The organism is Kitasatospora sp. NPDC056327, assembly GCF_042261735.1.
Classification (GTDB): Bacteria; Actinomycetota; Actinomycetes; order Streptomycetales; family Streptomycetaceae; genus Kitasatospora.
The window spans coordinates 1-13,347 of the sequence record NZ_JBHJRC010000230.1 but is presented as its reverse complement, the minus strand read 5'-3'; the positions used below and the strand labels follow the sequence as shown (position 1 = coordinate 13,347).

The following is a 13,347-nucleotide window of genomic DNA, read 5'->3' as shown; positions in this document are numbered from 1 at the left end:
GGCCCGGAGGCTGGTGCCTCCGGGCCCTTCGTCAAGTAGCGGGGACAGGATTTGAACCTGCGACCTCTGGGTTATGAGCCCAGCGAGCTACCGAGCTGCTCCACCCCGCGTCGGTGAACACGACTCTACGCGACTCCTGCCGGAAGCCCAAATCCTTTCCCGCGGGCCCCTCCGGCTCCTCCCCTCCCCCGGTCCCCTCCCCGCCCCGGCACCGGGCAGCGGCGCCGGCAGAGCGGCCCGGGGGCGCGCACGGCGGGAACGCCGCAGGGCGGCCACCCCGTGGGGTGGCCGCCCTGCGATCGGGAACCTTCGACTCAGCCGGTGTACGGGCCGTAGTCGTAGTCGTCCAGCGGGACCGCCTGGCCGGAGCCGGCGCCGAAGGGCGACAGGTCGTAGTCGTCGTAGCCGACGGCCGAGTACATCGCGGCCTTGGCCTCCTCGGTCGGCTCGACCCGGATGTTGCGGTAGCGGGGCAGACCCGTACCGGCCGGGATGAGCTTACCGAGGATGACGTTCTCCTTGAGGCCCAGCAGCGGGTCCGACTTGGCGTGGATCGCCGCGTCGGTGAGGACCCGGGTCGTCTCCTGGAAGGAGGCGGCCGACAGCCAGGACTCGGTGGCCAGCGAGGCCTTGGTGATACCCATCAGCTGCGGACGGCCGGAGGCGGGGTGACCGCCCTCGGAGACCACGCGACGGTTCTCCTGCTCGAAGCGGCCGCGCTCGACGAGCTCGCCCGGGAGCAGCTCGGCGTCGCCCGACTCGATGATCGTCACGCGGCGGAGCATCTGCCGGATGATGATCTCGATGTGCTTGTCGTGGATCGACACGCCCTGCGAGTTGTAGACCTTCTGGACCTCGGCGACCAGGTGGACCTGGACGGCGCGCTGGCCCATGATCCGCAGGACGTCGTGCGGGTTGGTGGCACCCATGGTCAGCTTCTGGCCGACCTCGACCGCCTCGCCCTCGCTCACCAGGAGCTTGACACGCTTCGAGACCGGGTAGGCGATCTCGTCGGTGCCGTCGTCCGGGGTGACGACCAGCTTGCGGGTCTTCTCGGTGTCCTCGATGCGGACCCGGCCCTGCGCCTCCGAGATCGGGGCCACACCCTTGGGGGTACGGGCCTCGAAGAGCTCGACGACACGCGGCAGACCCTGGGTGATGTCGTCACCGGCCACACCACCGGTGTGGAAGGTACGCATGGTCAGCTGGGTACCGGGCTCACCGATGGACTGGGCGGCGATGATGCCGACCGCCTCACCGATGTCGACCAGCTTGCCGGTGGCCAGCGAGCGGCCGTAGCAGAAGGCACAGGTGCCGACGGCCGACTCACAGGTCAGGATCGAGCGGGTCTTGACCTCGCTGATGCCGTGGCGGATCAGCTCGTCGATCAGCACGTCACCGAGGTCGGTGTTCGCGGTGGCCAGCAGCTTGCCGTCGACCGTGATGTCCTCGGCGAGCATGCGGGCGTAGACGCTGGTCTCGACGTCGTCGGCCTTGCGCAGCACGCCGTCCGCGCCCACGGAGCCGATCGCCAGCTTCAGGCCGCGCTCGGTGCCGCAGTCCTCCTCGCGGATGATGACGTCCTGGGAGACGTCGACCAGACGACGGGTGAGGTAGCCGGAGTCGGCGGTACGCAGGGCGGTGTCCGCGAGACCCTTACGGGCACCGTGGGTGGAGATGAAGTACTCCAGCACGGAGAGACCCTCACGGAACGACGCCTTGATGGGCCGCGGGATGGTCTCGTTCTTCGCGTTGGACACCAGACCACGCATACCGGCGATCTGGCGCATCTGCATCATGTTTCCACGAGCACCCGAGTCGACCATCATGAAGATGGGGTTCGTCTTCGGGAAGTTCGCGTTCATGGCCTCGGCGACCTCGTTGGTCGCCCGGGTCCAGATGCCGACGAGCTCGCTCTTGCGCTCGTCGTTGGTGATCAGACCGCGCTCGTACTGCTTCTGGACCTTCTCCGCCTGCGCCTCGTAGCCCTCAAGGATCTGGGGCTTGCTCGGCGGGACGACGACGTCCGAGATCGAGACGGTGACGCCCGAGCGGGTCGACCAGTGGAAGCCGGCCGCCTTCAGGTTGTCCAGGGTCGCCGCGACGGTGACCTTGGGGTAGCGCTCCGCCAGGTCGTTGACGATCGCGGAGAGCTGCTTCTTGCCCACCTCGTAGTCGACGAACGGGTAGTCCTCGGGCAGCAGCTCGTTGAAGAGCGCGCGGCCCAGGGTGGTCTTCAGGCGGAAGGACTCGCCCTCGAACCAGTTGGACTGGCCCTCCTCGTCCAGCGGCGGGGTCCAGCCGCGGGGCGGGACGGTGCCGATGGGCAGGCGCAGCTCGATCGGGGCCTGGACGTCCAGCTCGCGGGCGTCGAAGGCCATGATCGCCTCGGCGGTCGACGAGAAGGTGCGGCCGGCGCCCTTCACGTTCTCGCGGTCCGAGGTCAGGAAGAACAGACCGAGCACCATGTCCTGGGTCGGCATGGTGACGGGGCGACCGTCGGCCGGCTTCAGGATGTTGTTCGAGGACAGCATCAGGATGCGGGCCTCGGCCTGCGCCTCCGCGGAGAGCGGCAGGTGGACGGCCATCTGGTCACCGTCGAAGTCCGCGTTGAACGCGGTGCAGACGAGCGGGTGGATCTGGATGGCCTTGCCCTCGACCAGCTGCGGCTCGAAGGCCTGGATGCCGAGGCGGTGCAGGGTGGGCGCACGGTTCAGCAGGACCGGGTGCTCGGCGATGACCTCTTCGAGGACGTCCCACACGACCGGGCGGGCGCGCTCGACCATGCGCTTGGCCGACTTGATGTTCTGCGCGTGGTTCAGGTCGACCAGGCGCTTCATCACGAACGGCTTGAAGAGCTCCAGAGCCATGGCCTTGGGCAGACCGCACTGGTGCAGCTTGAGCTGCGGGCCGACGACGATGACCGAACGGGCCGAGTAGTCGACCCGCTTGCCGAGCAGGTTCTGGCGGAAACGGCCCTGCTTGCCCTTCAGCATGTCGCTGAGGGACTTCAGGGGGCGGTTGCCCGGGCCGGTGACCGGCCGGCCACGGCGGCCGTTGTCGAACAGCGCGTCGACGGCCTCCTGGAGCATGCGCTTCTCGTTGTTCACGATGATCTCGGGGGCGCCGAGGTCGAGAAGCCGCTTCAGGCGGTTGTTGCGGTTGATGACGCGGCGGTACAGGTCGTTCAGGTCGGAGGTCGCGAAGCGGCCACCGTCCAGCTGCACCATCGGACGCAGGTCCGGCGGGATGACCGGGACGCAGTCCAGCACCATGCCGTTGGGCTTGTTGGTGGTCTGCAGGAACGCGGAGACGACCTTGAGGCGCTTGAGCGCACGGGTCTTCTTCTGGCCCTTGCCGGTGCGGATGATCTCCCGCAGGCGCTCGGACTCCTCGGCCAGGTCGAAGGTCTCCAGGCGGTCCTTGAGGGCCGCCGCGCCCATCGAGCCGGAGAAGTAGGTGCCGAAGCGGTCGCGCAGCTCGCGGTAGAGCAGCTCGTCGCCCTCCAGGTCCTGGACCTTGAGGTTCTTGAAGCGGGCCCACACCTCGTCGAGGCGGTCGAGCTCGCGCTGCGCGCGGTCGCGCAGCTGCTTCATCTCGCGCTCGGCGCCCTCGCGCACCTTGCGGCGCACGTCGGCCTTGGCGCCCTCGGCCTCCAGCTCGGCCAGGTCGGTCTCGGCCTTCTTGGCACGCGCTTCGAGGTCGGAGTCGCGGCGGTTCTCGATCTGCTGGCGCTCGACCGAGACGTGCGCCTCCAGGGAGGGCAGGTCGCGCTGGCGGCGCTCGTCGTCGACCCAGGTGATCATGTAGGCGGCGAAGTAGATGACCTTTTCGAGGTCCTTCGGCGCCAGGTCCAGCAGGTAGCCGAGGCGGGACGGCACGCCCTTGAAGTACCAGATGTGGGTGACCGGGGCGGCAAGCTCGATGTGGCCCATCCGCTCGCGGCGCACCTTGGCGCGGGTCACCTCGACGCCGCAGCGCTCACAGATGATGCCCTTGAAGCGGACGCGCTTGTACTTGCCGCAGTAGCACTCCCAGTCCCGGGTCGGACCGAAGATCTTCTCGCAGAAGAGTCCGTCCTTTTCGGGCTTCAGGGTGCGGTAGTTGATGGTCTCCGGCTTCTTGACCTCGCCGTGCGACCACTGGCGGATGTCGTCGGCGGTGGCCAGGCCGATGCGGAGCTCGTCGAAGAAGTTGACGTCAAGCACTGGTCGTCAAGCCCTCTTTCGTAAGTCGAGAGTCGTTCGTGTGGTCTGAGGGGGGCCTGGGGGCGGGCCGGCTGCGCTGGTGGCAGCCGGCCCGGCCTCCGTCAGACCTCTTCGACGCTGCTCGGCTCGCGCCGGGACAGGTCGATGCCGAGCTCCTCGGCGGCGCGGAAGACGTCCTCGTCGGAGTCCCGCATCTCGATGGACTGGCCGTCCGAGGACAGCACCTCCACGTTGAGGCAGAGCGACTGCATTTCCTTGATGAGGACCTTGAAGGACTCGGGAATGCCGGGCTCGGGGATGTTCTCGCCCTTGACGATGGCCTCGTAGACCTTCACGCGGCCGAGGACGTCGTCGGACTTGATGGTGAGCAGCTCCTGCAGCGCGTAAGCGGCGCCGTACGCCTCAAGGGCCCACACCTCCATCTCACCGAAGCGCTGACCACCGAACTGCGCCTTACCACCGAGCGGCTGCTGGGTGATCATCGAGTACGGGCCGGTCGAACGGGCGTGCAGCTTGTCGTCGACCAGGTGGTGCAGCTTGAGGATGTACATGTAGCCGACCGAGACGGGCATCGGGAACGGCTCGCCGGAGCGGCCGTCGAACAGCCGCGCCTTACCGGTGGAGTTCACCAGGCGCTCACCGTCACGGGTGAGGGTGGTGTGGTCCAGCAGACCGGTGATCTCGTCCTCGCGGGCGCCGTCGAAGACCGGGGTCGCGAGGTTGGTGCCGCCCTCGACCTTGTCCGCGCCGATCGCCTGGAGGCGCTGGGCCCACTCGTCGGCGAGGCCGGAGACGTCCCAGCCCTGCTTGGAGAGCCAGCCGAGGTGGATCTCCAGGACCTGTCCCGGGTTCATTCGGGACGGGACGCCCAGCGGGTTCAGGATGATGTCGACCGGGGTGCCGTCCTCCAGGAACGGCATGTCCTCGACCGGCAGGATCTTGGAGATGACGCCCTTGTTGCCGTGACGGCCGGCGAGCTTGTCACCGTTGGTGATCTTGCGCTTCTGGGCCACGTAGACGCGGACCAGCTGGTTGACACCCGGGGGGAGCTCGTCGCCCTCCTCGCGGTCGAACACGCGCACGCCGATGACCTTGCCGGACTCGCCGTGCGGGACCTTCAGCGAGGTGTCGCGGACCTCACGGGCCTTCTCGCCGAAGATCGCGCGGAGCAGGCGCTCCTCCGGGGTCAGCTCGGTCTCGCCCTTCGGGGTGACCTTGCCGACCAGGATGTCGCCGGTGACGACGTCGGCGCCGATGCGGATGATGCCGCGCTCGTCGAGGTCGGCGAGGACCTCCTCGGAGACGTTCGGGATGTCCCGGGTGATCTCCTCGGGGCCGAGCTTGGTGTCACGGGCGTCGACCTCGTGCTCCTCGATGTGGATCGAGGAGAGGACGTCGTCCTGCACGAGGCGCTGCGACAGGATGATCGCGTCCTCGTAGTTGTGACCCTCCCACGACATGAACGCCACGAGCAGGTTCTTGCCGAGGGCCATCTCGCCCTCGTCGGTGCAGGGGCCGTCGGCCAGCACTTGGTTGGCCTCGACCCGGGCGCCCTCGTCCACGAGCACCTTCTGGTTGAAGGCGGTGCCCTGGTTGGAGCGGGTGAACTTGGCGGCGCGGTACGTGGTGTACGTGCCGTCGTCGTTGGCCACGGTGACGTAGTCGGCCGAGACCTCCTGGACGACACCCGGCTTCTCGGCGGTGATGACGTCCGCGGCGTCGACGGCGCAGCGGTACTCCATGCCGGTGCCGACCAGCGGGGCCTCGCTCTTCAGCAGCGGCACCGCCTGGCGCATCATGTTCGAGCCCATGAGCGCGCGGTTGGCGTCGTCGTGCTCCAGGAACGGGATCATGGCGGTCGCGACCGACACCATCTGGCGCGGCGAGACGTCCATGTAGTCGATCTCGGTGCCCGGGATGTAGTCGATCTCGCCGCCGCGGCGGCGGACCAGGACACGGGGCTCGGCGAAGGTCAGCTCGGCCGTCAGCGGGGCGTTGGCCTGCGCGATGACGTAGCGGTCCTCCTCGTCGGCCGTGAGGTAGTCGACCTGCTCGGTGACGACACCCTCGATGACCTTGCGGTACGGGGTCTCGATGAAGCCGAACGCGTTGACCCGGCCGTACGAGGCGAGCGACCCGATCAGACCGATGTTCGGGCCTTCGGGGGTCTCGATCGGACACATGCGGCCGTAGTGCGAGGGGTGCACGTCACGGACCTCGAAGCCGGCGCGCTCACGGGAGAGACCGCCGGGGCCGAGGGCGGACAGACGGCGCTTGTGGGTCAGGCCCGACAGCGGGTTCGTCTGGTCCATGAACTGCGACAGCTGGCTGGTGCCGAAGAACTCCTTGATGGAGGCGACGACCGGCCGGATGTTGATCAGGGTCTGCGGCGTGATCGCCTCGACGTCCTGGGTGGTCATGCGCTCGCGCACGACGCGCTCCATGCGGGCGAGACCCGTACGGACCTGGTTCTGGATGAGCTCGCCCACGTTGCGCAGGCGGCGGTTGCCGAAGTGGTCGATGTCGTCGACCTCGACCACGATGTCGCGGCCGGTCTCGTCACGCCAGTCGACCTCGCCGGCGTGCAGCTTGACCAGGTACTTGATCGCGTTGATGATGTCGGGCTCGGTGAGCACACCGGAGTCCAGCGACTCGGCGTTGCCGAGCTTGCGGTTCACCTTGTAGCGGCCGACCTTGGCGAGGTCGTAGCGCTTCGGGTTGAAGTACAGGTTCTCCAGCAGCGTCTGCGCGGCCTCGCGCGTCGGCGGCTCGCCCGGACGCAGCTTGCGGTAGATGTCCAGCAGCGCGTCGTCCTGGCCCTGGGTGTGGTCCTTCTCCAGGGTGGCGCGCATCGACTCGTACTCGCCGAACTCTTCGAGAATCATCTCGTTGGTCCAGCCGAGCGCCTTGAGCAGCACGGTGACCGACTGCTTGCGCTTGCGGTCGATGCGGACACCGACCATGTCGCGCTTGTCGATCTCCATCTCCAGCCAGGCACCGCGCGAGGGGATGACCTTGCAGGAGTAGATGTCCTTGTCGGACACCTTGTCCAGGGTGGAGTCGAAGTACACGCCCGGGGAGCGGACCAGCTGCGAGACGACGACACGCTCGGTGCCGTTGATCACGAACGTGCCCTTGTGGGTCATGAGCGGGAAATCGCCCATGAAGACCGTCTGAGACTTGATCTCACCGGTCTCGTTGTTGGTGAACTCGGCCGTGACGAAGAGCGGGGCCGCGAACGTGAAGTCGCGGTCCTTGCACTCGTCAATGGAGTTCTTCGGCGGCTCGAAACGGTGGTCGCGGAAGGTCAGCGACATCGACCCACTGAAGTCCTCGATCGGGGAGATCTCCTCGAAGATCTCCTCCAGACCGGACTTGGTGGGGACGTCCAGACCGTTCTCCAGCGCCTCCTCGACCCGGGACTTCCAGGCCGCGTTGCCGAGCAGCCAGTCAAAGCTCTCGGTCTGCAGGGCCAGGAGGTTCGGGACCTCAAGGGGCTCCTTGATCTTCGCGAACGAGACGCGGAGCGGGGCGGTGGATGCGGCGGAATTGTTCGAGGCGTTGCGCGGCGCGGCCAAGAGGGGGGTCCTTCCGAGGGCTCGGAGCTCACTACGCGCGTACCAGCCGGGCCTTCACGGGCTTGGTCCCGCCTCCCTCGCCACTGGCCTCCGCCGGGGTCGAAACCCCAGGTCAGAGCCGCTTTGCGGAGGTGGTGCCAGACCCCTTCGGGGCAACGCAAACTCCGGGCGACGAGTCACGGAGAAGCTAACAGGCAGCGCAAAGGGACAGTGTAGCCAAAGGCGACACTGCTGTCCAGCTCTGATTCGGAGACCGAATCGGAGACTCCTCCCGGTAGCCGTCGGGCGCGAACGCCCTCCGGGTACTGCACCGGTCCCGGACCAGCCGGGGCCACGACTCACGTGGAGTCACTTCCCTCCGGAGCCACTGGTTATGCATCCAGTGGGGGACCAACCGGGCCGGACTCGCGCCTTGAGAATCGCGCGCCGTGCCTGGTTCGTCAAGGGCCCGCCTCCGGTGCGGACCTCGACCCGTTCATCGCGCCGGACCGCCCCGGCGTTACAGAAGCCGTGGTCGGGGCCTCACCCGATGTCAGCGATCACCATACCCGCCCGCACCGACAGTGCCGAGTGCCCGTTCGGCCACACCGGTGCATCCGGCCCCGGAGGGGCCTCCCGGGGCCGGGAACGGAAAAGGCCGGGCCGACCACCCGCAAGGGTGATCGGCCCGGCCTCCGGCCCCCTCGGAGGGGGCGGGGAGTCACTTGACGGTGACCTTGGCGCCGGCAGCCTCAAGGGCGGCCTTGGCCTTCTCGGCAACGTCCTTGGCAACCTTCTCCAGGACCTTGGCACCAGCGGTGTCAACGAGGTCCTTGGCCTCCTTCAGGCCGAGGGAGGTCAGGGTGCGCACCTCCTTGATGACCTGGATCTTCTTGTCGCCCGGGCCGTCGAGGATGACGTCGAACTCGTCCTGCTCCTCGACAGCGGCCTCGGTGCCGACCGGGCCGGCGATGCCGGCAACGGCGACCGGGGCGGCAGCGGTGACGTCGAACTTCTCCTCGAAGGCCTTCACGAAGGCGGCCAGCTCGATGAGGGTGAGCTCCTCGAACTGCGCGAGCAGCTCGTCCTGGGACAGCTTCGCCATGATTGGCGTCCTTCCACTAAATCGGCAGGTGGTGCCGGATGTACGGGTTGGCGGGCGTACGGGCCCGCAGCGAGGCAGAGCCCCGGCCGACTACTCGGCCGCGGTCTCCTCGGCGGCGGGAGCCGGCGTACCGGCACCGCCCTGCTCGACCTTGTCGCGCAGCGCGTCCACGGTGCGGACGAGCTTCGACGGCAGGGCCTGGAAGAGCGCGGCAGCCTGGGACTGCTTGGCCTTCAGGGCACCCGCCAGCTTGGCGAGCAGCACCTCGCGGGACTCAAGGTCCGCGAGCTGCTTGATCTCGTCGGCGGACAGCGCCTTGCCGTCAAGGACACCGCCCTTGATGACGAGAGCGGGGTTCTCCTTGGCGAAGTCACGCAGAGCCTTCGCCGACTCCACCGGGTCACCGGTGACGAAAGCGACAGCCGTCGGACCGGCGAACAGGTCGTCGAGCTCCGTGATCCCGACCTCGTTGGCCGCGATCTTGGTCAGCGTGTTCTTCACCACGGCGTACTGGGCGTTGTCACCCAGCGAGCGACGCAGGGTCTTGACCTGCTTCACCGTCAGACCGCGGTACTCGGTCAGCACGGCCGCGTTCGAGCCACGGAACATCTCCGTGATCTCGGCGACGGCAGCAGCCTTGTCGGGCCTAGCCATAGGCGTACGCCTCCTTCCGTGATGTCGAAGTCCGGCCGACCGCGAGAGTCGACCATTCGCGCCTCGGACCACCGGACGGAGGAAAGCCTCTGCGGAAAAGCAGATGAGCCCCGGTGCGCAGGCGCACGGGGCTCGATGTGAACTCGACGGATCCACGTGCGGGGCACGCGACCCGGAGGTCAAAGCTCCAAACAATCCTGCGCGGGCTGCCTGCGCACGAAGCGCAGATCCTTCGGTCACCCGCTCCCTCGCGGAGGCAGGGCGACAACCAGCGGTCTTTGGCTTCGGCAACAGTAGCCGGACGCCGCCGTCCGGGGCAAATCGCCCCTGCCGGGCGGCCTCCGCGGCGCGCTCCGGGGCCTCAGCGGGCCGTCGGGGGGACGCTGCGGGTGCCGGTGTCCACGGTGTCCGCCTCCGCCGGGGCCTGCACCGAGAGCGGGCCGCCGGGCTCCGTGTAGACCACCGAGTCGTCCAGCCGGGCACCGCCCTCCCCCGTCCCGGTCCGCTGCAGCCGGACCAGCTGGTCCTTGTCGTTCAGCCAGAGGTCCAGGGTGAGCGAGGCCGAGGCGCCGGGCGCCAGCGCGGCCCGCAGGCCGTCCCGGCGGGCCTGGGCCAGCTGGGTCTGCGCCGCCGCGTAGCGGGCCGCGTCGGTGGTCACCCGGTAGTGCTCGACCGCGGAGTCCTCGAAGCGGTCCTCGCCGACGTACTGGGCGGTGATCCCCTCCGCGGTCGCGGCCGCCAGCGCCACCACCGGGTTGAGCAGGTCGATCAGCCCGGCGTACGGGATCTCCCGGTGACCGTCCGGGCCCGGGGCCCCGGCGAACCGCTCCCAGCGCCGGCCGCCCTGGCGGGCCGCGGTGGCCGCGTCGCCGCCCTCGTAGGCGACGGTGTCCACCACGATCAGCTGCTCGGCGGCGGCCTGGGTGGAACGTTTGACCTGGAGCGCGGTCTTCGGCTGCCAGAACAGCGGCCCGGAGCCGGCGTCCGCGCCCAGCCGGTAGTTCACCTTCGCCCGGCGGGCGGTCTGCATCGCCAGCTGGGCGGAGAGCAGCACCCCGTGCGGGGAACGGTCGGTCGGCTTGGCGGGCCAGGTCGGCGAGGCGCTGCTGGGCGTCGGCGTCGCGTCGCCGGACGCGCTCGGCGAGGCGGAGCGCGCCGGTTCGCCGGCGGCGCCGCACCCGGCCGGGCCGGCCGCCAGTACCGCGAGGGCGACCACCGCCGCCAGCCGCTGCCGCACCGCCATCCACGCCTCCCCGTCGGACGATTCCTCGCCGGGCGCCCGCACAGCCGGGGACGTCCGCTCCCCGCCCACCTTGCCACCCGGCCCCGGGGCACCCGGTGGCACCCCCCGCCACTCGGCCGCACCGGCCGCGGCGGGGTCCCTCAGCGCGCCGCCCCGGTGGCCGGCGGAACGGCGGGCGGGGCGGCGGACGACGACGCCGGCGGTGCGGCCGTGGACCCGGCCGTGCCCTCCGGGCCGGGACCGGCGGTCGCGTCGGCCCCGGCGTCGCCGGTGCCGGTGACGTCGGTGGTGGTGACCACCACGCCGAAGGTGCCGCGGACCGTGGAGCGGACCCGCACCAGCCGGTCCCCCGGCGCCACCCAGAACTCGTAGTCGAGGGAGGCGACCCCGTTGCGGTCGTAGTAGCCGAGCACCTCGGTCAGCCGCGCCGGGCTCAGCCCCTCGTCCGTGCCGAAGTAGTCCGCGACCGAGGCGGTGCCCCGGTAGTGCGCGACCGTCCCGCCGTTCAGCTGCTCGCCGCCCAGCGGGGTGAGCCGTCCGGCCAGCGCCATCGACCGGGCCGGACCGCCCGGGTTGGACAGCAGGCCGGTGATCCAGCCGCCGGCCCAGCCGGCCGGGCCGGCGGCCGCCCGCGGGTCCAGCGACTCCGCCCGCTCCCGGTCCGCGGTCCGGGGCGCCGTCCCGGGGTAGCCGAGGTCCAGCGCGCCGTCCCGGCCGCGGAGCACCCCGGTGCCCCGCTCGTCGGTGACGGTCAGCTCGGCCTCGTCGTGGGCGCCCCACGAGAGCCCGCCGCTCGCGGTGCGCCGCCCGGAAGGCCCCTCCTCGACCGCCTGGATCCGGGCGCCGCCGGCGTCGTCCAACCGCTGCGAGGCGGAGAGCAGCACCTGCCGGGGCGGCCGCACGGTCGGCCGGTCGCTGATCGGGGTGCGGTCCCCGGAGACCGCCAGCACGCTGCACGCGGTCAGACCGGCCGCGACCAGCAGCAGGGCCAGGCCCTTGACGGCGGGACGAAGGGCGGGCACGGCACTCCCCGGCGGTCGGACGGCGGCGGGCCCCTGGGCGGGAGCACGCGGGCGGACCGGCCGAGCGTACGACGGACCCCCCGGCGCCCGCGCCGGGGGGTACCGGTCGGGGAACGACGGCGGGCCCGCACCCCCGGTGAAGGGGTGCGGGCCCGCCGTGCGGACTACGGCTGCGATCAGACCGCGGCCGGGTCCTCTTCGACGAGGAGGTTCCGGGTGCGGTTCGGGTCCACCAGGATGCCGGGGCCGATGGTGGTCGAGAACGCGGTCTTCTTGATGTAGCGGCCCTTGGCGGCGGACGGCTTGGCGCGGAGCACCTCGTCCAGCGCGGCGGCGTAGTTCTCGACCAGCTGCTCGTCGGTGAAGGAGACCTTACCGATGATGAAGTGCAGGTTCGAGTGCTTGTCGACGCGGAACTCGATCTTGCCGCCCTTGATGTCGTTGACGGCCTTCGCGACATCGGGGGTGACGGTGCCGGTCTTCGGGTTCGGCATCAGACCACGGGGGCCGAGCACGCGGCCGAGGCGGCCGACCTTGCCCATGAGGTCCGGGGTGGCGACGACGGCGTCGAAGTCCAGGCGGCCCTTGGCGACCTCGTCGATGAGCTCGTCGGCACCGACGATGTCGGCACCCGCAGCACGCGCGGCCTCGGCACGCTCGCCGGTCGCGAAGACCAGGACCCGAGCGGTCTTACCGGTGCCGTGCGGGAGGATCACGGTGCTGCGGACCATCTGGTCGGCCTTGCGCGGGTCGACACCCAGACGCATGGCGACCTCGACGGTGCCGTCGAACTTGGTGGTGCTGGTCGCCTTGGCGAGGCGGACGGCCTCAAGGGGGGCGTAGAGGCGCTCGCGGTCGACCTGTGCGTCCGCGGCCTTCAGAGCCTTGCTGCGCTTCACTGCTGCTCCTGAATGGTGATGGGAGTTGTGGTATTCACGGGCCAGCGCAGGCCCTACCACGGGAACGAGAAGGGGGTGATCAGCCCTCGACGGTGATGCCCATCGACCGGGCGGTGCCGGCGATGATCTTCTCCGCGGCGTCCAGGTCGTTGGCGTTCAGGTCGGGCATCTTGGTGGTGGCGATCTCGCGGACCTGGGCGCTGGTGAGCTTCGCGACCTTGGTCTTGTGCGGCTCGCTGGAGCCCTTCTCGATGCCGGCGGCCTTCAGGATGAGGCGCGCGGCCGGCGGCGTCTTCGTGATGAAGGTGAAGGAACGGTCCTCGTAGACCGTGATCTCCACCGGCACGATCATGCCGCGCTGCGACTCGGTCGCGGCGTTGTAGGCCTTGCAGAACTCCATGATGTTGACGCCGTGCTGACCCAGCGCGGGGCCGACCGGCGGGGCCGGGTTGGCCGCACCGGCGTTGATCTGGAGCTTGATAAGCCCCGTGACCTTCTTCTTCTTGGGAGGCATGTCTCTCCGGGTCCTTCCGAGAGGTGATTGCTGGTGTGCGCCGAACCGGGGCGACACCCGGTCGCCAGCACACACATCGGACCAGGCTAACGCCTCGGCGCCGCTGGACCAAAACGGATCCGGGGCGGGGCCACCGGCCCCGCCC

Annotated in this window: 8 protein-coding genes and 1 tRNA gene; all 9 read right to left on the bottom strand. The window is 69.7% G+C overall.

Annotated elements, in window-relative coordinates; genetic code table 11:
- Positions 1–36: 36 nt before the first annotated feature.
- Positions 37–110 (bottom strand) — tRNA-Met (locus ACFCX4_RS27005).
- Positions 111–314: 204 nt separating this feature from the next.
- Positions 315–4,208 carry a DNA-directed RNA polymerase subunit beta' gene (locus ACFCX4_RS27000; RefSeq protein WP_376147476.1) on the bottom strand — a complete coding sequence of 1,298 codons (3,894 nt, stop codon included), beginning with the start codon at positions 4,206–4,208 and terminating at the stop codon, positions 315–317.
- Positions 4,209–4,309: 101 nt separating this feature from the next.
- Entirely contained in the window at positions 4,310–7,786 is a 3,477-nt protein-coding gene (gene rpoB / locus ACFCX4_RS26995; protein ID WP_376147474.1) for a DNA-directed RNA polymerase subunit beta, read from the bottom strand.
- 700 nt (positions 7,787–8,486) lie between these two features.
- On the bottom strand, positions 8,487–8,870 hold the full coding sequence (gene rplL / locus ACFCX4_RS26990) for a 50S ribosomal protein L7/L12 (protein WP_376147471.1): 384 nt from the start codon (positions 8,868–8,870) through the stop codon (positions 8,487–8,489).
- Between the two features lie 90 nt (positions 8,871–8,960).
- Positions 8,961–9,524 (bottom strand): 50S ribosomal protein L10, encoded by a 564-nt coding sequence (rplJ, locus tag ACFCX4_RS26985; protein ID WP_376147468.1) that lies wholly within the window; start codon positions 9,522–9,524, stop codon positions 8,961–8,963.
- 361 nt (positions 9,525–9,885) lie between these two features.
- Positions 9,886–10,767, bottom strand: a complete 882-nt coding sequence (locus tag ACFCX4_RS26980; protein WP_376147466.1) for a hypothetical protein — start codon at positions 10,765–10,767, stop codon at positions 9,886–9,888.
- 140 nt (positions 10,768–10,907) lie between these two features.
- On the bottom strand, positions 10,908–11,789 hold the full coding sequence (locus tag ACFCX4_RS26975; RefSeq protein WP_376147463.1) for a hypothetical protein: 882 nt from the start codon (positions 11,787–11,789) through the stop codon (positions 10,908–10,910).
- 176 nt (positions 11,790–11,965) lie between these two features.
- A complete protein-coding gene (gene rplA / locus ACFCX4_RS26970; protein ID WP_376147460.1) occupies positions 11,966–12,688 on the bottom strand; it encodes a 50S ribosomal protein L1 in 723 nt (240 codons plus the stop codon).
- A 79-nt stretch (positions 12,689–12,767) separates the two neighbouring features.
- Entirely contained in the window at positions 12,768–13,202 is a 435-nt protein-coding gene (gene rplK, locus ACFCX4_RS26965; RefSeq protein WP_224278191.1) for a 50S ribosomal protein L11, read from the bottom strand.
- Positions 13,203–13,347: the final 145 nt, after the last annotated feature.